This window comes from Streptomyces sp. HUAS YS2 (assembly GCF_033343995.1).
Classification (GTDB): domain Bacteria; phylum Actinomycetota; class Actinomycetes; order Streptomycetales; family Streptomycetaceae; genus Streptomyces; species Streptomyces solicathayae.
In genome coordinates, this window is the sequence record NZ_CP137573.1 from 5,804,735 (window position 1) to 5,826,652 (window position 21,918).

The 21,918-nt window shown below is 70.0% G+C and carries 21 protein-coding genes and 1 riboswitch; of the genes, 15 read left to right on the plus strand and 6 right to left on the minus strand.

Going from position 1 to position 21,918, the window contains the following annotated elements; all coding sequences use genetic code 11:
- Nucleotides 1–196 precede the first annotated feature (196 nt).
- A complete protein-coding gene (locus tag R2D22_RS26890) occupies nt 197–553 on the plus strand; it encodes a HesB/IscA family protein (protein ID WP_318107256.1) in 357 nt (118 codons plus the stop codon).
- A gap of 81 nt (nt 554–634) precedes the next feature.
- On the opposite strand, the gene R2D22_RS26895 is transcribed toward R2D22_RS26890, so the two are convergent.
- Together R2D22_RS26895 and R2D22_RS26900 are read right to left on the minus strand one after the other, a co-directional pair.
- Nucleotides 635–2,131, minus strand: a complete 1,497-nt coding sequence (locus R2D22_RS26895) for a hypothetical protein (protein ID WP_318110002.1) — start codon at nt 2,129–2,131, stop codon at nt 635–637.
- Between the two features lie 196 nt (nt 2,132–2,327).
- Entirely contained in the window at nt 2,328–2,534 is a 207-nt protein-coding gene (locus tag R2D22_RS26900) for a hypothetical protein (RefSeq protein ID WP_318107257.1), read from the minus strand.
- A gap of 132 nt (nt 2,535–2,666) precedes the next feature.
- On the opposite strand from R2D22_RS26900, the gene R2D22_RS26905 reads away from it, so the two are divergent.
- Nucleotides 2,667–3,641: a carbohydrate kinase family protein gene (locus R2D22_RS26905; RefSeq protein WP_318107258.1), complete on the plus strand. Its 975-nt coding sequence runs from the start codon at nt 2,667–2,669 to the stop codon at nt 3,639–3,641.
- 48 nt (nt 3,642–3,689) lie between these two features.
- Here R2D22_RS26905 and R2D22_RS26910 read toward each other — a convergent pair whose 3' ends face one another.
- Nucleotides 3,690–5,078 (minus strand): cysteine desulfurase/sulfurtransferase TusA family protein, encoded by a 1,389-nt coding sequence (locus tag R2D22_RS26910; protein ID WP_318107259.1) that lies wholly within the window; start codon nt 5,076–5,078, stop codon nt 3,690–3,692.
- Nucleotides 5,079–5,357: 279 nt separating this feature from the next.
- Here R2D22_RS26910 and ctaC point away from each other — a divergent pair, with 279 nt between their 5' ends.
- The 4 genes from ctaC (at nt 5,358) to R2D22_RS26930 (ending at nt 9,819) form a co-directional block, all read left to right on the plus strand.
- A complete protein-coding gene (ctaC, locus tag R2D22_RS26915) occupies nt 5,358–6,323 on the plus strand; it encodes an aa3-type cytochrome oxidase subunit II (protein ID WP_318107260.1) in 966 nt (321 codons plus the stop codon).
- The gene (gene ctaD, locus R2D22_RS26920) at nt 6,320–8,050 is read left to right on the plus strand and encodes an aa3-type cytochrome oxidase subunit I (protein WP_318107261.1); all 1,731 of its coding nucleotides are present in this window, start codon (nt 6,320–6,322) and stop codon (nt 8,048–8,050) included. Before ctaC ends, ctaD begins: the two co-directional genes overlap by 4 nt.
- Nucleotides 8,047–8,445 carry a cytochrome c oxidase subunit 4 gene (locus R2D22_RS26925; RefSeq protein ID WP_318107262.1) on the plus strand — a complete coding sequence of 133 codons (399 nt, stop codon included), beginning with the start codon at nt 8,047–8,049 and terminating at the stop codon, nt 8,443–8,445. Before ctaD ends, R2D22_RS26925 begins: the two co-directional genes overlap by 4 nt.
- Before the next feature lie 120 nt (nt 8,446–8,565).
- Complete coding sequence (locus R2D22_RS26930; protein ID WP_318107263.1) at nt 8,566–9,819, plus strand: L,D-transpeptidase; 1,254 nt, start codon at nt 8,566–8,568, stop codon at nt 9,817–9,819.
- An 18-nt stretch (nt 9,820–9,837) separates the two neighbouring features.
- On the opposite strand, the gene R2D22_RS26935 is transcribed toward R2D22_RS26930, so the two are convergent.
- Nucleotides 9,838–10,239, minus strand: a complete 402-nt coding sequence (locus R2D22_RS26935; RefSeq protein ID WP_318107264.1) for a DNA-binding transcriptional response regulator — start codon at nt 10,237–10,239, stop codon at nt 9,838–9,840.
- A 177-nt stretch (nt 10,240–10,416) separates the two neighbouring features.
- Here R2D22_RS26935 and ctaE point away from each other — a divergent pair, with 177 nt between their 5' ends.
- The 6 genes from ctaE to R2D22_RS26965 all read left to right on the plus strand — a co-directional run bounded on the left by ctaE (nt 10,417) and on the right by R2D22_RS26965 (nt 17,638).
- On the plus strand, nt 10,417–11,037 hold the full coding sequence (ctaE, locus tag R2D22_RS26940; protein ID WP_318107265.1) for an aa3-type cytochrome oxidase subunit III: 621 nt from the start codon (nt 10,417–10,419) through the stop codon (nt 11,035–11,037).
- Nucleotides 11,038–11,110: 73 nt separating this feature from the next.
- Nucleotides 11,111–11,920: a cytochrome bc1 complex diheme cytochrome c subunit gene (gene qcrC, locus R2D22_RS26945; RefSeq protein WP_318107266.1), complete on the plus strand. Its 810-nt coding sequence runs from the start codon at nt 11,111–11,113 to the stop codon at nt 11,918–11,920.
- Nucleotides 11,917–12,969, plus strand: coding sequence for a cytochrome bc1 complex Rieske iron-sulfur subunit (gene qcrA / locus R2D22_RS26950; RefSeq protein ID WP_318107267.1), 1,053 nt, complete (start codon nt 11,917–11,919; stop codon nt 12,967–12,969). Before qcrC ends, qcrA begins: the two co-directional genes overlap by 4 nt.
- A complete protein-coding gene (gene qcrB, locus R2D22_RS26955) occupies nt 12,966–14,591 on the plus strand; it encodes a cytochrome bc1 complex cytochrome b subunit (RefSeq protein ID WP_318107268.1) in 1,626 nt (541 codons plus the stop codon). Before qcrA ends, qcrB begins: the two co-directional genes overlap by 4 nt.
- Nucleotides 14,592–14,707: 116 nt before the next feature.
- Nucleotides 14,708–15,772, plus strand: a complete 1,065-nt coding sequence (trpD, locus tag R2D22_RS26960) for an anthranilate phosphoribosyltransferase (RefSeq protein WP_318107269.1) — start codon at nt 14,708–14,710, stop codon at nt 15,770–15,772.
- 110 nt (nt 15,773–15,882) lie between these two features.
- Nucleotides 15,883–15,999, plus strand: a riboswitch (SAM riboswitch).
- Nucleotides 16,000–16,204: 205 nt separating this feature from the next.
- Nucleotides 16,205–17,638 carry an aminotransferase class V-fold PLP-dependent enzyme gene (locus R2D22_RS26965; protein WP_318107270.1) on the plus strand — a complete coding sequence of 478 codons (1,434 nt, stop codon included), beginning with the start codon at nt 16,205–16,207 and terminating at the stop codon, nt 17,636–17,638.
- A gap of 70 nt (nt 17,639–17,708) precedes the next feature.
- Here the strand turns inward: R2D22_RS26965 and R2D22_RS26970 are convergent, their stop codons facing one another.
- Both R2D22_RS26970 and R2D22_RS26975 read right to left on the minus strand, forming a co-directional pair.
- The gene (locus tag R2D22_RS26970; protein WP_318107271.1) at nt 17,709–17,990 is read right to left on the minus strand and encodes an Lrp/AsnC family transcriptional regulator; all 282 of its coding nucleotides are present in this window, start codon (nt 17,988–17,990) and stop codon (nt 17,709–17,711) included.
- On the minus strand, nt 17,987–18,763 hold the full coding sequence (locus tag R2D22_RS26975; protein ID WP_411977081.1) for a rhomboid family intramembrane serine protease: 777 nt from the start codon (nt 18,761–18,763) through the stop codon (nt 17,987–17,989). Before R2D22_RS26975 ends, R2D22_RS26970 begins: the two co-directional genes overlap by 4 nt.
- Before the next feature lie 93 nt (nt 18,764–18,856).
- Between R2D22_RS26975 and R2D22_RS26980 the strand changes: the two genes are divergently transcribed.
- The 3 genes from R2D22_RS26980 (at nt 18,857) to R2D22_RS26990 (ending at nt 21,782) form a co-directional block, all read left to right on the plus strand.
- A complete protein-coding gene (locus R2D22_RS26980; protein WP_318107272.1) occupies nt 18,857–19,099 on the plus strand; it encodes a hypothetical protein in 243 nt (80 codons plus the stop codon).
- A 33-nt stretch (nt 19,100–19,132) separates the two neighbouring features.
- Complete coding sequence (locus tag R2D22_RS26985; RefSeq protein ID WP_318107273.1) at nt 19,133–20,497, plus strand: NYN domain-containing protein; 1,365 nt, start codon at nt 19,133–19,135, stop codon at nt 20,495–20,497.
- A 256-nt stretch (nt 20,498–20,753) separates the two neighbouring features.
- Nucleotides 20,754–21,782: a C40 family peptidase gene (locus R2D22_RS26990; RefSeq protein WP_318107274.1), complete on the plus strand. Its 1,029-nt coding sequence runs from the start codon at nt 20,754–20,756 to the stop codon at nt 21,780–21,782.
- Nucleotides 21,783–21,918: the final 136 nt, after the last annotated feature.

Genomic DNA, 21,918 nt, shown 5'->3' on the forward strand with positions numbered 1-21,918 from the left:
TCACGTCACTTTGACGATGTCCATAGTGTCGATGTGACGAGTTCCCCTTCGGCGGTCCGGTGCCTGTACTTCGGCGGGTGTGCGAGCATGAAGGCAGAAGCCATGGAAAGAGAAGGCCTCGACCCGGAATGAATCCGGGGCCCCGCCGGTTGCAACCGTCGGCAAGCAGTCTCCGTACAAACCGGGAGAGAAGCAGATGTCCGTATCGGACGAGAAGACCACTGTCAGCGACGGCATCCTCCTGTCCGACGCCGCCGCGGCCAAGGTCAAGGCCCTGCTCGAGCAGGAAGGCCGCGACGACCTCGCGCTGCGCGTCGCCGTACAGCCCGGTGGCTGCTCCGGCCTCCGTTACCAGCTCTTCTTCGACGAGCGTTCGCTCGACGGCGACGTCGTGAAGGACTTCGACGGCGTCAAGGTCGTGACCGACCGCATGTCCGCCCCGTACCTGGGCGGCGCCTCGATCGACTTCGTCGACACGATCGAGAAGCAGGGCTTCACGATCGACAACCCGAACGCCACCGGCTCCTGCGCCTGCGGCGACTCGTTCAGCTGAGCCGTACGTACGCCGAAGGCGGCGGCCCCGGACCTGGTCCGGGACCGCCGCCTTCGGCGTATCCACACGTCCCCGTGCGGGCTACTTCGGGCCCTGCCGGGGAACCACGCCCCCGCTCGCCGAGTCCACGACCTGCCGGTCGCCCAGCGGTGCCTTCAGCGTCACCGACTTCGTGACCTCCACGGCCATCATGATGCAGGCCCGGTCAGGCTGCCGCGGCGTCTCGGTGATCGTCACGGTCACCCGGTCGGCGCTCTCCGCCGCCGTGATTCCGTAGTCGCTGCACACCCCGCCCCAGAAGGTCGCGGACAGCTTCCGGCCGGTGCCGTCCACCGTGTAGGACTGCAGCTGCCGCGGCGGGGCCGCGTCGTCGGACGGGATCGGCACCGGGGTGGGCGTCGGGCTCGGCTTCGGAGACAGGAACTCGGGCGCCACCGCCGTCTGCACGACGGTGTGCACGGCCGCGGCCTTCGCCCCGGTCGGCGCCACCTCGAACAGCCAGGACGGCACCAGCGCCTCACGGCCGCCCGCGAACTGTGCGGCCAGGCCGAAGACGGCGCCGCGCACGGTCAGCTCCTGCGGTGCCACCCGGTCGTACGCCACCTGGCAGGGGGCCTGGTGCTTCCCCGACTCGGGCGCCGGCCGCGCGCCGTCCTTCGACGCCGCCGGGTCCGTGGCGCAGCCGCCGATGTCCACCGGGCCGGTGCCCCGGGCGGCCTCGTTCAGCCGCTCCAGCGCCTTCTCCGCGCCGATCACCGGGTACGTGGCCGTCTTCACGGGCTCCTTCAGCCGGCCGCTGCCGCCGGTCAGCTCGCCGTCCGGGCCGACCTGGAGGCCGGTGGACCAGCCGTAGGTGGGCAGCCCGCCGATCTTCGGGTCGGCGTTCACCACCCGGGTCGCGCCCATCACCTGGCGGGCGTCGACGTCCGCGTCCGCCTGGCCGAGCGCCTTCAGGACCGGGGCCGCGGCCGCCTTCGCCGCCGCCTCGTCCACCGGCGTGCCGCCGGGGAGCTTGCCGCCCGGCGCGGGGCAGTCCGGGCCCTTGCTGCAGGTGTCGCCCTGCTCTGCGCCCGGCACCACGGTGAACGACCAGGTCCCCGGCGCCTCCACGGCCACGTCGAGGCGCGCCCCGCCGGCGTCCTTCTCCGGCGCGATCCGCCACTGCGTGCCGCTCAGCCGGGGCGTGCCGGAGATGCCGAGCGTCTCGGCGAGGCGGGTCACCTCGGCGGCGGTCACCTTGCCCTGGGCACGGTGGACGGCGGCCTTGGCGGGACCCTTCGGGAGCGGCCCCTCGGCCTTGTAGACCGCACCGCTCGGGTCGGGCTCACCCGGGGCGATCCCCGGGCCCCCGTCGCCCTGCCCGTCGAGCACCAGCGGCGGGGGAGTGCCGGCCGCGTCCGCGGCCGCCGCCCTGTCGTCCGTACCGCGTCCGCCGTCCGAGGCGGTGCTCGCCCAGTACGCGCCGCCGCCGCCGATCAGCAGGGCGGCGACCGCGACCGACGCCACGACCAGCCGGGACCGTCGCCGGGCGCCCTCGGGCGCGTCGTCCGGGCCCGGGGCCTCGGCCGTGCCGGGCAGGTCGGGGGTGCCGGGCAGGTCGGGTGTGCCGGGCCTGCCCGGGGTGTCGGGCGTGTCCGGGGTGGGGGGCTCCGTACCGCTCACCGCTTCGCTCCTTCGTCCGTCGTGCTCCTCTGGCAGGAGACACCGGTGTGACGGAACGGGACGGCGAGCGGTTCCCCCGATCGGCCGGACGGGCCCTCGGCCGCCCCGTCGCCTAGTCGCCGTACCCGAACGCGGCGTCGGCCAGCCGGGCCGAGGCGGGCGGTACGACGACCCCGTGGATCAGCGCGGGGGAGACCGGGGCGGGGGCGGCGGCCGCCGGGGTCACCCAGTGCGGGGCCATCCGGGCGCTGTCGCCGCGCAGCTCGGCCAGAGTGATCTCGGACTCGTCGCGCTCGCGCGGAGCGGTGTGGTTCGCCATAGGCGCACCGTATGCACGCCCCCGCCACAGAAAAAAGACCTACTCTGGGGTAGTTTCCGCTGTTCGGCGCGACCCCCGGTACCGGGTAGCGTGAATCGTCAACGCCTTCCGTATCCGTCAGGAGCGCCAGCCGTGCGTATCGCAGTCACCGGCTCCATCGCCACCGACCACCTCATGACCTTCCCCGGCAGGTTCGCCGACCAACTCGTCGCGGACCAGCTGCACACGGTCTCCCTGTCGTTCCTCGTCGACAACCTCGACGTGCGCAGGGGCGGGGTCGGCGCCAACATCTGCTTCGGCATGGGTCAGCTCGGCAGCGCGCCGATCCTGGTGGGCGCGGCCGGCTTCGACTTCGACGAGTACCGCGGCTGGCTCGACCGGCACGGCGTCGACACGGCCTCCGTCCGGATCTCCGAGGTGCTGCACACCGCGCGCTTCGTCTGCACGACGGACAAGGACCACAACCAGATCGGCTCCTTCTACACCGGTGCCATGAGCGAGGCCCGGCTGATCGAGCTCAAGGCCGTCGCCGACCGCGTGGGCGGGCTCGACCTGGTGCTGATCGGCGCGGACGACCCGGAGGCGATGCTCCGCCACACCGAGGAGTGCCGGACCCGCGGGATCGCGTTCGCCGCGGACTTCTCGCAGCAGATCGCCCGGATGGACGGCGACGAGATCCGCACCCTCCTGGACGGCGCGACGTACCTCTTCTCCAACGAGTACGAGAAGGGGCTCATCGAGTCCAAGACCGGCTGGACCGACGAGGAGATCCTCGGCAAGGTCGGCCACCGGGTCACCACCCTCGGCTCGCGCGGCGTCCGCATCGAGCGGGTCGGCGAGGAGGCCATCGAGGTCGGCTGCGCGGAGGAGGAGGCCAAGGTCGACCCGACCGGCGTCGGCGACGCGTTCCGCGCGGGCTTCCTGACCGGTCTGTCGTGGGGCGTCGGCCTGGAGCGGGCCGCCCAGGTCGGCTGCATGCTCGCCACGCTGGTGATCGAGACCCTCGGCACGCAGGAGTACACCCTGCGCCGCGCCCACTTCATGGACCGCTTCACCAAGGCGTACGGCCACGAGGCCGCGGCCGAGGTCCGGTCCCACCTGTCCTGACGTGAGCGAGGGGGTGCGGGGCGGCCGCCCCGCACCCCCTCGTGTCGCTCACACCACCCGGCGCACCACGTACGCCACCCCGCCCTTCGGGGACGGGCGTTCGCCCACGTACTCCTGGCCGCGCATCTCGCACCACGCCGGGATGTCCAGGCGGGCCGCCTCGTCGTCGGCGAGGACCGTGACCGTCCCGCCGACCGGGACGTCCCCGATCACCTTCGCCAGCTCGATCACCGGGATCGGGCAGCGCCGCCCCAGCGCGTCCACCACGAGCGACGACTCCTCCGCCGCGGCCGTACGGATCTCCACCGCCGGTACGCCGAGCTGCTCGCGGATCGAGCCCACCACCCCCGGCAGCACCTCCAGGAACCGGTCGACGTCCGCCTCCGCGGTGCCCGTGGGCAGCGACACGCGGACGTTCCCCTCGCTCAGCACCCCCATCGCGCGCAGCACATGGCTGGGCGTCAGGGTCGAACTCGTGCACGACGAACCCGACGAAACGGAGAAACCGGCCCGGTCCAGCTCGTGCAGCACGGTCTCCCCGTCGACATAGAGACAGGAGAAGGTGACGAGGTGCGGCAGCCGGCGCACCGGATCCCCGACCACCTCCACGTCGGGGACCAGCTCCGGCACCCGCGCCCGGATCCGGTCGACCAGCGCCCGCAGCCGCACCGCCTCGGCCGCCGCCTCGTCCCGCACCGCCCGCAGCGAGGCCGCCGCCGCGACGATCCCCGGGATGTTCTCGAAGCCGGGCGCACGCCCCGACTCCCGTTCGTCCGCCGGGCCTTGGGCCGCGAACCGCACCCCCTTGCGCACCGCGAGCAGTCCCACCCCGGCCGGCCCGCCCCACTTGTGCGCGCTGCCCGCCAGCAGCGACCAGCCGCCCGCGACCGGCCCCCAGCCCAGCGACTGCGCCGCGTCCACCAGCAGCGGCACACCCGCCGCCCGGCACGCCTCGGCCGCCTCGGCGACCGGCTGCTCCGTGCCCACCTCGTGGTTGGCGGACTGCAGACACGCCAGGGCGGTGTCCGGCGTCAGCGCGGCGGCGAACACCTCCGGGTCCACCGCGCCGGACCGCCCCACCGGCACCTGGTGGACCGTGCCGCCGGCCGCCTCGTGCGCCTCTCCGGCGTGCAGTACGGAGGAGTGCTCCACCGCCGAGACGACCAGCCGGGATCCGACACGCCGACGCCCCGCGAGCGCTCCGGTGACACCGGCGTGGACCGCGCGTGTCCCCGAAGGAGTGAAGACGAGTTCGTCCGGGCGGCACCCGACGGCCTCCGCCGCGGTCTCCCGCGCCGCGTCGAGCAGCATCCTGGCCCGCCTGCCCTCCCGGTACAGCCGGGCCGGATCGGCCCAGCCCTCGTCCAGTGCGGCCTGCAGCGCCTGGCGGGCGACGGGGTGCAGCGGTGCGGCGGAAGCAGTGTCGAAGTACGGCATCCGGCCACGCTAACCCCAGCGGGGCGAGGGGCCGTCAGATGCCCCTGTCGCACCGCCGATCGGGCCCCCGGAACCCGCCCCCGGAATGACGCGGTCCACCCCTTCGGGGACTCCGGCGGCGCGTTGGGCACCCTCCCCGCGCGACCCCAAATAGCGTCCAGTAGGGTTTGGTCCGCATAAACATCCAAACCCCTGCCCGCGGCCGGGGCGGCGACCGACCAGCGAGACGGACGGCCGTGGCCGACCTAGCGCGGGCCGAGACTCTCGGGAAGGCGCTACGTGAGTCCCAACGGCTCCGACCGCTCGTCGCGGCGCCCGATGCGGCGGAAGCTGCCGCAGGTGCTGACTGCGGGCCTGATCCTGGCGACAGCCACCGGCTGCTCGTACAACTGGGAAGACTTCCCCCGCCTTGGTATGCCCACTCCGGTGACCGAAGAGGCGCCGCGGATCCTCTCCCTCTGGCAGGGCTCGTGGGCGGCAGCGCTCGCCACGGGTGTGCTGGTCTGGGGTCTGATCCTGTGGTCGGTCTTCTTCCACCGCCGCACGCGCACCAAGGTCGAGGTTCCTCCGCAGACCCGGTACAACATGCCCATCGAGGCGCTGTACACGGTCACCCCGCTCATCATCGTGTCGGTGCTCTTCTACTTCACCGCGCGCGACGAGTCGAAGCTCCTCTCACTCGCTCCCAAGCCCGCCCACACCATCAACGTGGTCGGCTACCAGTGGAGCTGGGGCTTCAACTACATCGAGGACGTCCCCGGTGTGAAGGGCGACGCTCAGAAGGCCCCCAACCTGCTGGCCATCCCGGACAGGTACCGGGAAGACTTCCCGGCGAACGCCGGCGGCGTCTACGACTACGGCATTCCGGGTACCCGGAACCCGCAGACCGGCAACCCGGGTCCGACCCTGTGGCTGCCGAAGGGCGAGAAGGTCCGGTTCGTCCTGACCTCCCGTGACGTCATCCACTCCTTCTGGGTGGTCCCCTTCCTCATGAAGCAGGACGTCATCCCCGGTCACACCAACGCCTTCGAGGTCACCCCGTCGCAGGAGGGCACCTTCGTGGGCAAGTGTGCCGAGCTGTGCGGTGTCGACCACTCCCGGATGCTCTTCAACGTCAAGGTGGTCTCCCCGGAGCGCTACCAGCAGCACCTGAAGGAGCTGGCGGAGAAGGGGCAGACCGGCTACATCCCGTCCGGCATTGAGCAGACGGACCCGGCCCGGAATGCGGAGACGAACAAGCTGTGAGCATTCTCAACGAACCCCACGGGGCGGCCGCGGCTGAGGACTCGTACGAGAACGAGCTCCCGGTACGACGCAGGCAGCCCGGCAACGTCGTGGTGAAGTGGCTGACCACCACCGACCACAAGACGATCGGTACGCTCTACCTGGTCACGTCGTTCGTCTTCTTCTGCATCGGCGGACTCATGGCGCTCTTCATGCGCGCCGAGCTGGCCCGTCCGGGTACGCAGATCATGTCGAACGAGCAGTTCAACCAGGCGTTCACGATGCACGGCACGATCATGCTGCTGATGTTCGCGACGCCGCTGTTCGCCGGATTCGCGAACTGGATCATGCCGCTGCAGATCGGCGCGCCCGACGTGGCGTTCCCGCGGCTGAACATGTTCGCGTACTGGCTGTACCTCTTCGGCTCGATCATCGCGGTGGCCGGCTTCCTCACCCCGCAGGGTGCGGCCGACTTCGGCTGGTTCGCCTACTCCCCGCTGTCGGACGCGGTCCGCTCGCCGGGCGTCGGCGCCGACATGTGGATCATGGGTCTGGCCTTCTCCGGCTTCGGCACGATCCTCGGCTCGGTCAACTTCATCACCACGATCATCTGCATGCGCGCTCCCGGCATGACGATGTTCCGCATGCCGATCTTCGTGTGGAACGTGCTGCTGACCGGTGTGCTGGTCCTGCTCGCCTTCCCGGTCCTCGCGGCGGCGCTGTTCGCCCTGGAGGCCGACCGCAAGTTCGGCGCGCACATCTTCGACCCGTCCAACGGTGGCGCACTGCTGTGGCAGCACCTCTTCTGGTTCTTCGGTCACCCAGAGGTGTACATCATCGCCCTGCCGTTCTTCGGCATCGTCTCCGAGATCATCCCGGTCTTCAGCCGTAAGCCGATGTTCGGCTACATCGGTCTGGTCGCCGCGACGATCGCGATCGCCGGTCTCTCCGTGACCGTGTGGGCCCACCACATGTACGTCACCGGCGGCGTACTCCTTCCGTTCTTCTCCTTCATGACGTTCCTCATCGCCGTACCGACCGGCGTGAAGTTCTTCAACTGGATCGGAACGATGTGGAAGGGCTCGTTGTCCTTCGAGACCCCGATGCTCTGGACGATCGGCTTCCTGGTCACCTTCACCTTCGGTGGTCTGACCGGTGTCATCCTGGCCTCGCCGCCGATGGACTTCCACGTCTCCGACTCGTACTTCGTCGTGGCGCACTTCCACTACGTCGTCTTCGGCACCGTGGTGTTCGCGATGTTCGCCGGCTTCCACTTCTGGTGGCCGAAGATGACGGGCAAGATGCTCGACGAGCGGCTCGGCAAGATGACGTTCTGGACGCTGTTCATCGGCTTCCACGGCACGTTCCTGGTGCAGCACTGGCTGGGCGCCGAGGGCATGCCGCGTCGTTACGCGGACTACCTGAACGCGGACGGCTTCACCGCCCTGAACACGATCTCGACGATCTCCTCGTTCCTGCTGGGCATGTCGATCCTGCCGTTCATGTACAACGTCTGGAAGACCGCCAAGTACGGCAAGAAGATCGAGGTCGACGACCCGTGGGGCTACGGCCGTTCGCTCGAATGGGCGACGTCCTGCCCGCCGCCGCGGCACAACTTCCTCACCCTGCCCCGGATCCGTTCGGAATCCCCGGCGTTCGACCTGCACCACCCGGAGATCGCGGCGCTCGACCAGCTCGAGAACCACGGCGAGAAGGCCCTCGCGGGTGAGAAGGAGGCCGGCAAGTGAAGATCCAGGGCAAGATGTTCATCTGGCTGAGCGTCTTCATCCTCGCCATGGCGATCCTGTACGGCGTCTGGTCGAAGGAGCCGGCCGGTACCACGGCCCTCTTCCTGGCCTTCGCGCTGTGCATCATGGTCGGCTACTACCTGGCCTTCACGGCCAAGCGGGTCGACGCGATGGCGCAGGACAACAAGGAGGCCGACGTCGCGGACGAGGCCGGTGAGCTGGGCTTCTTCGCCCCGCACAGCTGGCAGCCGCTGTCGCTGGCCATCGGTGGCGCGCTCGCCTTCCTGGGCGTGGCCATCGGCTGGTGGCTGCTGTACTTCTCCGCCCCGCTGATCCTGGTCGGCATCTTCGGCTGGGTCTTCGAGTTCTACCGCGGCGAGAACCAGAACCAGTAGCACCTCCGCACCACCCGCAGGACCCCGAGGGGCCCGGACGCTTCGTCAACGAAGTGTCCGGGCCCCTCGTTTGCAGTCACTCCGCGCGCTGCGGCGAAGGAATGTTCTTACGGTGATGTCATGAACGACACGCCGCGCATTCGGACTCTTTTCAGCTGCACTCTGCTGGCCGCAGCGGTCACCGCCGCAGCGAGCGCGTGCGGCGGGGCGGACGGCGATCCGCTGACGGCGAAGCCCTACGACGCCACCCGCCAGGTCGCCTTCAACCTGCCCTCCGGCCCCGAGAAGGCCGACCCGGACAAGCCGCTGGAGGTCACCGCCAAGGGCGGCGACGGCCGGATCACCGACGTGACCGCCGTCGACGAGGCCGGTCACCACCTGGCGGGCGAGCTGTCCGCGGACGGCGCGCGCTGGCGCTCCACGGCCCCTCTGGCGGCCGGAACGCGCTACACGGTCCACGTGTCCACGGAGGACGACGACGGCGCGCCAGGCACCCGTACGCTGACGTTCGAGACGTCCCCGGCCAAGGCGGCCCTGTCCGTGAAATTCGGCCCGGAGGCGGGCAAGTACGGCGTCGGGCAGCCCATCACGGCCGAGCTGAACCAGCCGGTGAAGGACAGGAAGGCCAGGGCGGTCGTCGAGCGAGCCCTCAAGGTGCGCTCCGTACCGGCCGTCGAGGGCTCCTGGTACTGGGTCGACGACAAGAAGCTGCACTACCGGCCCAAGGAGTACTGGCCGACCGGCGCGACCGTCGCGGTCACCGGCAACCTGGCCGGCATCAAGGTCGCGAACAAGCTCTACGGCGGCCCCGTCAAGCCGCTCACGCTCACCATCGGCGACCGGCTCGAGGCCGTCGCGGACGCCGGCAGCTTTACGATGACGGTCCGCCGGAACGGAAAAGTGATCAACACCATTCCGGTGACCACCGGCAAACCGGGCTTCTCCACCCGGAACGGCATCAAGGTGGTGCTGGGCAAGGAGTACTTCGTCCGGATGCGCAGCACGACCGTCGGTATCTCGGCGGGCAGCTCCGAGTCGTACGACCTGCCCGTCTACTACGCCACCCGCGTCACCTGGAGTGGTGAATACGTCCACGCCGCGCCGTGGTCGGTCGGCTCGCAGGGCTTCGCGAACGTGAGCCACGGCTGTGTCGGCATGTCGACAGGAAACGCGGCCTGGTTCTTCGAGACCGTGCGCCCCGGCGACATCGTCCGCACCGTCAACAGCCTCGGCGACACGATGGACACCTTCGGGAACGGCTTCGGCGACTGGAACATGACCTGGGACAAGTGGCTCAAGGGCAGCGCCCTGACCGGGTCCACCGGTACCCCGGTGACCCCGGCCGTCACGGCCCGCCTCAGGCCGTCGCTGTAGGCCCCGCGGGGCCCGGCGTCAGGCGTCCACCGCGAGCCGGGCGCGCAGCAGGCCCGCCAGGGCGTCCGCGAACTCGACCGGCTCGACCGGCAGGGTCACCGCGGCGTCCGCCCGGCTCCAGGTGGCCAGCCAGGCGTCCTGCGGACGCCCGATCAGCACCAGCACCGGCGGGCAGTGGAAGACCTCGTCCTTGATCTGGCGGCAGACGCCCATGCCGCCCGCCGGCACCGCCTCACCGTCCAGCACGCACACGTCGATCCCGCCCTCGTCCAGCCGCTTCAGGACCGCGGGCAGTGTCGCGCATTCGACGAACTCCACCGGAGGGACGTCGGAGGCGGGCCTGCGCCCGGCCGCCAGCCGCACCTGCTCGCGGGTGTTCGCGTCGTCGCTGTAGACCAGGACCGTGGCGCTCGACTGCATCGTTCCTCCGTGAAGGTCATCAACCGATGCGCCGGATGCTACTCCGACCCACACCCCGTCAACAGCCGTTCAACACCTGTTCGAAGGGTGCTTCGATGGGCCGTTCGGGCTGGACACACGGGCCTGACACTCCGAACGGCACCCCCCGGAGTGAGGGCGGGATAAGGGACCGACATAATGTCGGTCGTGGCGACAGCAACGACAGTAGAAACCGGGCACGCGCACCCGTCGGTCAATCGACCGAACCTCACCAGCGTCGGAACCATCATCTGGCTGAGTTCCGAGCTGATGTTCTTCGCGGCCCTCTTCGCGATGTACTTCACCCTGCGATCGGTGACGGGTGCCGAGTTCTGGGCAGAACAGGCCTCGGCCCTGAACTTCCCGTTCTCGGCTACCAACACCACGATCCTGGTGCTCTCCTCCCTCACCTGCCAGCTCGGCGTATTCGCCGCCGAGCGGGGCGACGTGAAGAAGCTCCGGGCGTGGTTCATCATCACGTTCGTGATGGGTGCGATCTTCATCGGCGGCCAGGTCTTCGAGTACACCGAGCTGGTCAAGCACGAGGGTCTCTCGCTCTCGTCGGACCCGTACGGCTCGGCGTTCTACCTGACCACCGGCTTCCACGGCCTGCACGTGACGGGCGGTCTCATCGCCTTCCTGCTGGTCCTGGGCCGGACGTACGCCGCCAAGAGATTCACTCACGAGCAGGCAACCGCCGCCATCGTCGTGTCCTACTACTGGCACTTCGTCGATGTCGTCTGGATCGGCCTTTTCGCCACGATCTACATGATCAAGTAGTCGGACCGCCGACCCAGGCGAACCGAGACATCCAGCAAGATCGACGCAGAAGATCCTGACACCGGGGTAATCCGTGAAAAAGCTCTCCGCACGACGACGCCATCCGCTGGCGGCGGTCGTCGTCCTACTTCTCGCGCTGGCGGCCACTGGGGGGCTGTACGCCGCGTTCGCACCCGCGGACAAGGCGCAGGCCGAAGAAACCTCCCAGTCCCTCGCCATCGAGGAGGGCAAGAAGCTCTACTCCGTCGGCTGTGCCAGCTGCCACGGAACCGGCGGTCAGGGCACCACTGACGGCCCGTCCCTGGTCGGCGTCGGCTCCGCGGCCGTGGACTTCCAGGTCAGCACCGGTCGCATGCCGGCGCAGCAGCCGGGCGCCCAGGTGCCCAAGAAGCCGAACATCTACTCGAACGCGGAGATCGACCAGCTGGCGGCGTACATCGCCTCGCTCGGCGCCGGTCCGATCGAGCCGACCGAGAAGCAGTACAGCCCCGAGGGCGCAGACATCGCCAAGGGTGGCGAGCTCTTCCGCTCCAACTGCGCCCAGTGCCACAACTTCACCGGTGAGGGCGGCGCGCTGACGCACGGCAAGTACGCCCCGAACCTCGAGGGCGTGAGCCCCAAGCACCTCTACGAGGCCATGCAGACCGGCCCGCAGAACATGCCCTCCTTCCCCGACACGACCATGCCGGAGAAGGAGAAGAAGGACATCATCGCGTACGTCCAGGCCGTCAACAGCGATGAGGCCGACAACCCGGGCGGTTTCAAGCTCGGTGGTCTCGGTCCCGTCAGCGAGGGTCTGTTCGCGTGGGTCTTCGGGCTCGGCGCACTGATCGCAGTTGCCGTCTGGGTTGCGGCCCACACCGCTAAGGCCAAGAAGTCATGAGTAGCCAAGAGATTCCAGAAGAGAACCTGCCCGCTGAGCAGGACACCGCGCACGGCGCGGTGAAGGTCCTCGACGACCCGTTCGCCGACCCGGGCCTTCCGCCCCACAAGCCGCGCGTCCAGGACATCGACGAGCGGGCCGCCAAGCGGTCCGAGCGTGTGGTCGCCTTCATGTTCGTGCTGTCGATGCTGGCCACCATCGGCTTCATCGCCTCGTACGTGATCTTCCCGGTCGACAAGATCGTGTACATCTGGCCGTTCGGCCGGGTGAGCGCGCTCAACTTCGCGCTGGGCTGGACCCTCGGCCTCGCCCTCTTCTTCATCGGCGCGGGCGCGGTCCACTGGGCCCGCACCCTGATGTCCGACGTCGAGATCGCGGACGAGCGGCACCCGATGGCCGCCTCCCCGGAGGTCAAGGCCAAGGTCATGGCGGACTTCGCGGCCGGTGCCGACGAGTCCGGCTTCGGCCGCCGCAAGCTGATCCGCAACACGATGTTCGGCGCGCTCGCGATGGTGCCGCTCTCCGGCATCGTCCTGCTGCGTGACATGGGCCCGCTGCCCGAGAAGAAGCTCCGGGTCACCCTGTGGGCCAACGGCAAGCAGCTCATCAACATGAACACCCACGAGCCGCTGCGTCCCGAGGACGTCGCGGTCGGGTCGCTGACCTTCGCGATGCCCGAGGGCCTCTCGGAGCACGACCACGACTTCCAGACCGAGATCGCCAAGGCCGCCCTGATGATCGTCCGGATCCAGCCGGAGGACATCAAGGACAAGCGCGAGCTCGAGTGGTCGCACGAGGGCATCGTCGCCTTCTCGAAGATCTGCACCCACGTGGGCTGCCCGATCTCGCTGTACGAGCAGCAGACGCACCACGTGCTCTGCCCGTGCCACCAGTCCACCTTCGACCTGTCCGACGGCGCCCGGGTCATCTTCGGCCCGGCCGGCCACGCGCTGCCGCAGCTGCGGATCGGCGTCAACGCCAAGGGCAACCTCGAGGCGCTCGGCGACTTCGACGAGCCCGTCGGTCCTGCATTCTGGGAGCGCGGATGAGCACTGTGACGGATACGCAGAAGAAGGCCCCCGCCGGTGAGCGGGTGGCCGACTGGGCCGACGGACGCCTGGGGATCTACACGCTGGCCAAGGCCAACATGCGGAAGATCTTCCCGGACCACTGGTCCTTCATGCTGGGCGAGGTCTGCCTCTACAGCTTCCTCATCATCATCCTGACGGGCGTCTATCTGACGATGTTCTTCCACCCGTCGATGAACGAGGTGGAGTACCACGGCAGCTACATCCCGCTCCAGGGTCAGCTGATGTCCGAGGCGTTCAACTCGACCATGCACATCTCCTTCGATGTGCGCGGTGGTCTGCTCATCCGGCAGATCCACCACTGGGCGGCGCTGATCTTCCTCGCCGGCATGTTCGTGCACATGATGCGCGTGTTCTTCACCGGCGCGTTCCGCAAGCCGCGTGAGATCAACTGGCTGTTCGGCTTCCTGCTGTTCTTCCTGGGCATGTTCACCGGCTTCACCGGTTACTCGCTCCCGGACGACCTGCTCTCCGGCACCGGTGTCCGCTTCATGCAGGGCGCGATCCTGTCGGTGCCGATCGTCGGTACCTACCTGTCGATGTTCCTGTTCGGCGGCGAGTTCCCCGGCGGCGACTTCGTGGCCCGGTTCTACTCGGCCCACGTCCTGCTGCTGCCGGGCATCATGCTCGGCCTGGTGGTCGCCCACCTCATCCTGGTGTTCGTGCACAAGCACACGCACTTCGAGGGCCCGGGCCGCACCAACAAGAACGTCGTCGGCATGCCGCTGCTGCCGGTCTACATGGCGAAGGCCGGAGGCTTCTTCTTCCTGGTCTTCGGTGTCATCGCGATCATCTCGGCCATCGCCTCGATCAACCCGATCTGGGCCATCGGCCCGTACCGCCCGGACCAGGTGTCCACCGGCGCCCAGCCCGACTGGTACATGGGCTTCGCCGAGGGTCTGATCCGTGTCATGCCGGGCTGGGAGATCAACTTCTGGGGCCACACGCTGGTCCTGGGCGTGATGATCCCGCTGGCGATCTTCCCGGCGGTCCTGGCTGCGATCGCGGTCTACCCGTTCATCGAGTCCTGGATCACCGGCGACAAGCGCGAGCACCACATCGCGCAGCGCCCGCGCAACGCTCCGACGCGCACCGCCTTCGGTGTCGCGTGGATCACCGCGTACATGATCATGCTGGTCGGTGGTGGCAACGACATCTGGGCCACCCACTTCAACCTGTCGATCAACTCGATCACCTGGTTCGTGCGGATCTTCTTCTTCGTCGGCCCGGTCATCGCGTTCGTCGTGACCAAGCGGATCTGCATGGGTCTCCAGCGCCGCGACCACGACAAGGTGCTGCACGGCCGCGAGTCGGGCATCATCAAGCGCCTGCCGCACGGTGAGTTCGTCGAGGTCCACACGCCGCTCAGCCAGGGCGAGCTGCACCGTCTCACCGCGCACGAGCAGTACGAGCCGGCCGAGCTGCCGGCGGCGGTCGACGAGAACGGTGTCGAGCGGAAGATCGGTCGCATGGAGAAGCTGCGGGTCAAGCTCAACCGCGGTTACTACGGCGAGGAGAGCCAGATCGCCAAGCCCACCGCCGAGGAGTACAAGGAGATCCAGAGCGGCCACGGCCACCACTGATCCCCTGACCTGAAGGTCGCCACGGCAAGAGCCCCGTCCATTCGATGGACGGGGCTCTTTGCCGTCCCCGGAGATCGATAGGGTGGTAACCACTTTCCGTACGACGAGGAGCGACCATGAGCGCTGTGACCCCCGCTGGAGGCACTACCACGGCGGGCCGCTCCTGGCCCGTCGTCCTGAACACCCTGCTGGCCGGTGAGGACCTGAGCACCGAGGCCACGGCGTGGGCGATGGACCGCATCATGAGCGGCGAGGCCACCGACGCCCAGATCGCCGGCTTCGCGGTGGCGCTGCGGGCCAAGGGGGAGACGGTCCAGGAGCTGACCGGTCTGGTCGAGGCGATGTACGCGCACGCCAACCTGATCGACGTCTCCGGCCCCTCCGTGGACATCGTCGGCACCGGCGGCGACGGCGCGAAGACGGTCAACATCTCCACCATGTCGGCGATCGTGGTGGCCGGCACCGGGGCCAAGGTCGTCAAGCACGGCAACCGGGCCGCGTCCTCCGCCTCCGGGTCCTCGGACGTCCTGGAGAAGCTCGGCGTCAACCTGGAGCTCACCCCGAAGCGGGTCGTCGAGGTCGCCGAGGAGGCAGGCGTGACCTTCTGCTTCGCGGTGAAGTTCCACCCGGCGCTGCGCCACGTCGCCGCGGCCCGCGGCCAGCTCGGCGTGCGCACCGTCTTCAACTTCCTCGGCCCGCTCACCAACCCGGCCCGGGTGAAGGCACAGGCGACCGGTGTGGCCGACCCTCGGATGGCCCCGATCATGGCCGGCGTACTGGCCGAGCGGGGCTCCTCCGCCCTGGTCTTCCGCGGCGACGACGGCCTGGACGAGCTGACCACCACCGCCACCTCCAAGGTGTGGGTGGTCCGCGACGGCGCGGTGCGCGAGGAGTCCTTCGACCCGCGGGACGTCGGCATCGAGCTGGTCCCCGTGGAGGCGCTGCGCGGCGCCGACGCCTCGTACAACGCGGACGTGGCCCGGCGCCTGCTGGCCGGCGAGACCGGTCCGGTACGGGACGCCGTCCTGCTCAATTCGGCGGCGGCACTGACCGCCCTGAACCCCGGCAGCGGCACCCTGGCGGAGCAGCTGCGGGCCGGAATGGAGCAGGCCGCCGAGTCGATCGACTCGGGGTCCGCGCGCCGGGCGCTGGAGCGCTGGGTGGCCGTGAGCAACGCGTAGCGATTGGGCGTGCGGCAGAGGGGTCCGGGGTCGTCCGGGCCCCTCTTTCGCGTCCCGGATCCCGGACACGGGTTGCGTCGGGGCGATCACGTGGCATAACTTCTTGGCCAGGTCATGAGTGACAGCTACGAAGCCCCGGCTCGCTGTCCGGCAACCCTCCGTCCGTGGCGGGGTGCCCCGGGTGAAGACCAGGCCGTGGACAGCAAGGTCCACGGCAAGCGCGGACCCCTGCGACACCCTGGGGTCCTGGTCCTCAAGGGAGCAGTCTCGTGAGCAAGCGAATGCGTTAGGGCCTCCGGCCCCCTCCTCCCCACCTCCGTGCGGCCCCTTTCTCGCCGTGCGTCGAGGCAACACCCGTGTCCGGCACGTCACTTCGTGCTGCCCTGCGGGCCCCTTCACGCCTTTCGCCTTGTCCTGCCGGGAGATACCGCCATGTCCGCACGCCCGCACGCCGCCGTCGCCACCGCCGCCACCTCCGCCGTCGCCGAGCCGGCCGCCGACCCCTGCTGTGCCGCCCCGCTGCCCGTCCTCGGCCGCGACGTCACCGTCCCGCTCGTGATCGGCGGCGAGGTCACGTACGCCGCGCTCGACTACGCGGCCAGCGCGCCGGCCCTGCAGCGGGTGTGGGACGACGTCGCCGCGTACGCGCCGTACTACGGCAGCGTGCACCGCGGCGCCGGGTACCTCTCGCAGCTCTCCACCGACCTGTTCGAGAACAGCCGGGTCACCGTCGCCGAGTTCCTCGACTGCCGCGAGGACGACCAGGTCGTCTTCACCCGCTCGACCACCGACTCGCTCAACCTGCTCGCCGCCGTCCTGCCCGCCGACTGCCAGGTGTTCGTCTTCGAGACCGAGCACCACGCCTCGTTGCTGCCCTGGAAGGACGCCCGGGTCACCTACCTCAATGCGCCGCGCACCCCGCAGCAGGCGGTCGACACCCTGGAGCGCGCGCTCGCCGGCCGTGAGCCCAACGGCCCGGCCCTCGTCTGCGTGACCGGCGCCTCCAACGTCACCGGCGAGCTGTGGCCGGTACGGGAGCTGGCCGCGGCCGCCCACGCGCACGGCGCCCGGATCGTCCTGGACGCCGCCCAGCTCGCCCCCCACCACCCCGTCTCCGTACGGGAGTTGGACGTCGACTGGGTCGCGTTCTCCGGGCACAAGCTGTACGCGCCGTTCGGCTCCGGCGTGCTGGCCGGCCGCGCCGACTGGCTGCAGGACGCGGCCCCGTACCTCGCCGGCGGCGGCGCGTCGCGCAAGGTGGCCCGCCGGACCGACGGCGGCGTGGACGTCGAGTGGCACACCACCGCCGCGCGCCACGAGGCCGGTTCGCCGAACGTCATCGGCGTCTACTCCATCGCCTCCGCCTGCAAGGCGCTCACCGAGGCCGGGTTCGACACGCTGGTCGCCCGCGAGCAGCACCTGATCGACACCGTCCGGGCCGGCCTGGCCGAGGTGCCCGAGGTGAAGGTGCTCTCCCTGTTCGGCGACGACGCGCCGCGCGTCGGCGTCATCTCGTTCGTCGTCGAGGGCTGGAACAGCTCGCACTTCGCCGCCGCGCTCTCCGCCGAGTACGGCATCGGCGTCCGCGACGGCCTGTTCTGCGCCCACCCGCTGGTCCGCACCCTGCTGGGCAGCGACCCGCAGCAGATCGGCGAGTGCGGCGCGCCGGAGGCGGAGCCGGGGGTGGGGGTCCCCCCGGCCGAAGGCTGGGGGAGGTCGCTCAACGCCATCCGGGTGAGCTTCGGCGCCGGTACGCCGGACGAGCACGTGGAGCGGTTCGTGCGGGCCGTGAAGGAGCTGGTCCGCGACGGCGCGCAGTGGAACTACCGCACCGAGGACGGCCGTTGCGTCCCGGACCGCGGCTGAGCACCCACTCGTACGAGTGAAGGGGTCCCCCGGACGGGAGACCCCTTCACCGTGCCGTCATGAGGGCCCGCTACGACTCCAGGCCGATGGCGAAGGCCGCCTCCAGGTCGTGCTGCGAGTACGTGCGGAACGCGACGTGGGTGTCCGTGCCCTCGACACCGGGGATCTTGCTGATGCGGCCGGGGATCACGTCCGCCAGGTCGTCGTGGCGGGAGACCCGGACCATGGCGATCAGGTCGTACGTGCCGGTCACCGAGAAGACCTCGCTGACGTTCTCGAGCGCCGCGATCGACTCGGCGATCTCGGGAATGCGGTCCACGCTGGTCTTGATGAGCACGATCGCGGTGATCATGGCTGGCGTTCTCCCTCGGTCGCCGCGGCTGGAGCCTTCACCTTAGCGCCACCGCGGAAGCGTCCCCAGGCGTAGAGGAAGCCGGCCGCGAACCCCACCACGTGCGCCAGGTACGCCACGCCGGGTCCCGGCCCCGCGGAGCGGGCCGCGAGCCACTGCAGCACGAACCAGAAGACCAGCACCATCCAGGCGGGGAAGCGCAGCGGCAGGAACAGCAGGAAGGGGAACAGGCTGGTCACCCGGGCGCGGGGGAAGAGGAACAGGAACGCCCCCAGCACCGCGGAGATCGCTCCCGAGGCCCCGACCAGCGTCTGCTCGCTGTTGGCGTGCGCGGCCGCGTACGCCAACAGGGCGAGGTATCCGCAGCCCAGATAGAAGAGGAGGAACTCCACCGCGCCCATCCGCTCCTCCGCCATCGCGCCGAAGACGGAGAGGAAGAGCATGTTCCCCAGCAGGTGCAGCCAGCTGCCGTGTACGAACAGTGCGGTCAGCGGGGTGAGCAGGGCGTGCGGCTCGCTGCTCATCAGCTCGGCGGGGACCACCCCCCAGCGGCGGAACCAGTCGCTCTGCGCGGCGAGGAGCTGGTCGCCCGTGCCGTACACCGGGTTCAACCCGGACACCGGACCGATCAGGAAGACCAGGCAGCAGGCCGCGATGAGGCCGTACGTCACCGTCGGTCCGTGCCTCACGTTGCGCGCCGTTCCCCGCCAGTCGATCACTCCCAGATCATGTCGTACCGGGACCGAGCGGGACAGAGTGCCTCGCCGCGACATGGGATACCCGGGAGGCCGTAGGGTTGCGGGCAGTACCTCCGCAGTTCGACGGCGCACCGCGGGCCCCCTGGACAGGAAAAGAAGGACGGCACGATGACGACGGTTCCCCAGCCGACCGCCGAGACCCGCTGGCGCTGCACGCTCTGCGGAAACCTGACCCGCTTCGACGTGACACGGTCCTCGAAGGTCGTCGAGTACGTCCATCTGGACCTGGCCGGCGAGCCCACCGTGGAGGAGCGCGAGGTGGTCAGTGAGACCATCGAGTCGGTCCGCTGCCGCTGGTGCAACGCGGTGGACCAGATCGAACTGGTGGACAGGCCGGGTACGGCTTCCTGACGCACGGCGCGGACGACAACGAGGTGACGGAACGTGGAGCAGCCCGCACGGGACGGTGAGCCGGCCGGTGCGGCCGGCGACGCCGCCGAGGCGCTCGACCGACCGCTGCCGGAAGGCGTGCGGCGACGGGTCGTCGCGCTGGTCTCCGACGCCTTCGGCGGGCTGACGGTCGCTGAGCTTCCGGCTGCTCTGCGGCAGTACGCCCGTTTCACCCCGAGTCGCCGAGCCAAGTTCGCGGGCAACGCCATGGCCACCGCCCTGGAGGGCGACCCGCTGTTCCGGCAGCGGATCGGCGAGCGGTTCCGGGAGGCCGAGCCGGAGCTGGCCGGGGCGGTCGAGTCCGGCGCCCCGCCGGCCGCGGCCGATCCCGTGGACGTCGCCGCCGCCGCGTACGTGCTGCGGCCGGCCGGCTGGGTCAAGCTGGTGGCCGCCGCGGGCGAGGAGGCCCAGCGGGCCGACGCCGAGCGGGCCGACGAGGCCGGCCGGCGCGAACTGGAGCGGCTGCGCGAGGAGGTCGCGACCGCCAAGGAGCGGGGCCGCGCCGAGACCGAGCAGCTGCGCCACGACCTGGAGGCGGCCCGGAAGGAAGCGGAATCGCTTCACCGCAAGCTGCGCAGCGCCCAGAGCGACGTGAAGCGCGGCGAGGCCGCGCTGCGCCGCACCCAGGGCGAGATCGACGCGATCCGGGCCGAGGCCGGAGCGCAGGTGTCGGCCGCCGAGAGCGAGAGCCGCCGGCTCAAGTCCCGGCTCGGCGAGGTGGAGGCGGCCCTGGAGGCCAGCCGGCGCGCCGCCCGCGAGGGGCGCTCGGTGGAGGACATGCGGCTGCGGCTGCTGCTCGACACCGTGCTCGACGCCGCGCAGGGGTTGCGCCGCGAACTGGCCCTGCCCCCGGTCTCCGTGCACCCCGCCGACACGGTCGACGCGGTGGAGCCGGGCCGGATGTCGCCGAAGGACATCGCCAACCGCGCGCTGTCCGAGACCGACCCCGCGCTCCTCGACCAGCTGCTCGCGCTGCCCCAGGCGCACCTGGTGGTGGACGGTTACAACGTGACCAAGACCGGCTATCCGACGATGCCGCTGGAGAAGCAGCGGCTGCGGCTGCTCGGCGGCCTGTCCGCGCTCGCGGCCCGTTCGGGCGCCGAGGTCACCTGCGTCTTCGACGGGGCCGAGCTGGCCGCCCCGGTGCTGCTCGCGCCGCCGCGCGGGGTGCGCGTGCTGTTCTCCAAGCCCGGCGTCACCGCGGACGAGTTGATCCGCCAGCTGGTCCGCGCCGAGCCGCCCGGCCGGCCGGTGGTCGTGGTGTCCACCGACCGCGAGGTCGCCGACGGCGTCGCCAAGGCCGGCGCCCGGCCGGTCGCGTCCGTCTTGTTGCTGAAGCGCCTTTCGCGCCTCTCGTGAGGGCTCGGCAACTCCTGGGCGCAATGCCCGAATTCTGGAGGGCGCAGGGTCAAGTGGCCGCTACTGCCCGTGTGGTGTATGTAAATAATGTGCTGCGTGGGCGAGATTTTTCGCATGAGGATTTGAACTGATCACAACTTGGTCACTAGGGTCGGGCCTCGAACCTTCGCGCGGTTGATCATCCATCCGGGATGGCAGTGAAGGACCGCCTGCCCACCCGCGGCCAGGCGGCTCGAGGCAGAAGGAGATCGCCTTCGTGGCGTCCCACCGTCGTCCCAAGCAGCCGAGCCGCACCCGCGTGACCGTGCTCACCGCCACCGCCGCCGCGGCCGTCGCCCTGTCCGCCAACGCCGGCGCCCAGGCCGCGCCGAAGCCGAAGGTCGACGAGGTCAAGTCGAAGGTCGACAAGCTCCACCACGAGGCCGAGGAGGCCACGGAGCAGTACAACCTGGCCGAGGAGCGCCGCGGCAACCTCCAGAAGGAGATCAGCGCCCTTCAGGACAAGGTGGCCCGCGGTCAGGCCGAGCTCAACACGCTGCGCGACAGCATCGGTTCGGTCGCCAGCGCCCAGTACCGGTCCGGCGGCATCGACCCGTCGATCCAGCTGTTCCTCTCCTCCGACCCGGACACCTACCTCGACAAGGCGTCCGCGATCGACCAGTTGAGCGCCAAGCAGGCCGATGTGCTCCAGTCGATCCAGGAGAAGCAGCGGACCCTCGCCCAGCAGCGGGCCGAGGCGACCACGAAGCTCGCCGACCTGGAGAGCGTCCGCAAGACGCTCGGCGAGAAGAAGAAGTCCTTCCAGGGCAAGCTCGCCGAGGCGCAGAAGCTGCTCAACACGCTGACCGCCGACGAGCGCGCCAAGATGCGGGCCGAGGAGCAGCGCGCCAGCCGCGCCGCCGGTGACCGCGTCGACCTCGGCAACGAGGTCCCCGCCTCCCAGCGCGGCGCCGCCGCCCTCAACGCCGCCGCCACGCAGCTCGGCAAGCCGTACGTCTCCGGCGCCGAGGGCCCCAACTCGTACGACTGCTCCGGTCTCACGCAGTGGTCGTACCGGCAGGCCGGTGTCCGGCTCAGCCGCACCACCTACACGCAGCAGAACGACGGCGTGAAGATCGGCCGCAGCCAGCTCAAGCCGGGTGACCTGGTCTTCTTCAACAGCCTTTCGCACGTGGGCCTGTACGCGGGCAACAACACGATCCTGCACGCCCCGAAGCCGGGCGCGGTCGTCCGCTACGAGTCCATGGACTACATGGGCACCTTCCAGTTCGGCGTCCGCATCTGACGTCCGATCGGGCGAATCGCCCGTTCCTCCGCTGACTCCACGCCCCGCCGGTGACCTGTGATCTCCGGCGGGGCGTCACTGTGCGTACGCGGCGCGTTCGTTGGTCGCTCCGTGGTCGACGGGTTACTGTCTGCCG

Bases quoted from the DNA above. Each gene is read 5' to 3' on its own strand.
- R2D22_RS26890 (WP_318107256.1), top strand. From the start codon at position 197: ATGTCCGTATCGGACGAGAAGACCACTGTCAGCGACGGCATCCTCCTG.
- R2D22_RS26900 (WP_318107257.1), bottom strand. From the start codon at position 2,534: ATGGCGAACCACACCGCTCCGCGCGAGCGCGACGAGTCCGAGATCACT.
- R2D22_RS26910 (WP_318107259.1), bottom strand. From the start codon at position 5,078: ATGCCGTACTTCGACACTGCTTCCGCCGCACCGCTGCACCCCGTCGCC.
- R2D22_RS26930 (WP_318107263.1), top strand. From the start codon at position 8,566: ATGAACGACACGCCGCGCATTCGGACTCTTTTCAGCTGCACTCTGCTG.
- R2D22_RS26935 (WP_318107264.1), bottom strand. From the start codon at position 10,239: ATGCAGTCGAGCGCCACGGTCCTGGTCTACAGCGACGACGCGAACACC.
- ctaE (WP_318107265.1), top strand. From the start codon at position 10,417: ATGTCGGTCGTGGCGACAGCAACGACAGTAGAAACCGGGCACGCGCAC.
- qcrA (WP_318107267.1), top strand. From the start codon at position 11,917: ATGAGTAGCCAAGAGATTCCAGAAGAGAACCTGCCCGCTGAGCAGGAC.
- qcrB (WP_318107268.1), top strand. From the start codon at position 12,966: ATGAGCACTGTGACGGATACGCAGAAGAAGGCCCCCGCCGGTGAGCGG.
- trpD (WP_318107269.1), top strand. From the start codon at position 14,708: ATGAGCGCTGTGACCCCCGCTGGAGGCACTACCACGGCGGGCCGCTCC.
- R2D22_RS26965 (WP_318107270.1), top strand. From the start codon at position 16,205: ATGTCCGCACGCCCGCACGCCGCCGTCGCCACCGCCGCCACCTCCGCC.
- R2D22_RS26970 (WP_318107271.1), bottom strand. From the start codon at position 17,990: ATGATCACCGCGATCGTGCTCATCAAGACCAGCGTGGACCGCATTCCC.
- R2D22_RS26975 (WP_411977081.1), bottom strand. From the start codon at position 18,763: ATGTCGCGGCGAGGCACTCTGTCCCGCTCGGTCCCGGTACGACATGAT.
- R2D22_RS26980 (WP_318107272.1), top strand. From the start codon at position 18,857: ATGACGACGGTTCCCCAGCCGACCGCCGAGACCCGCTGGCGCTGCACG.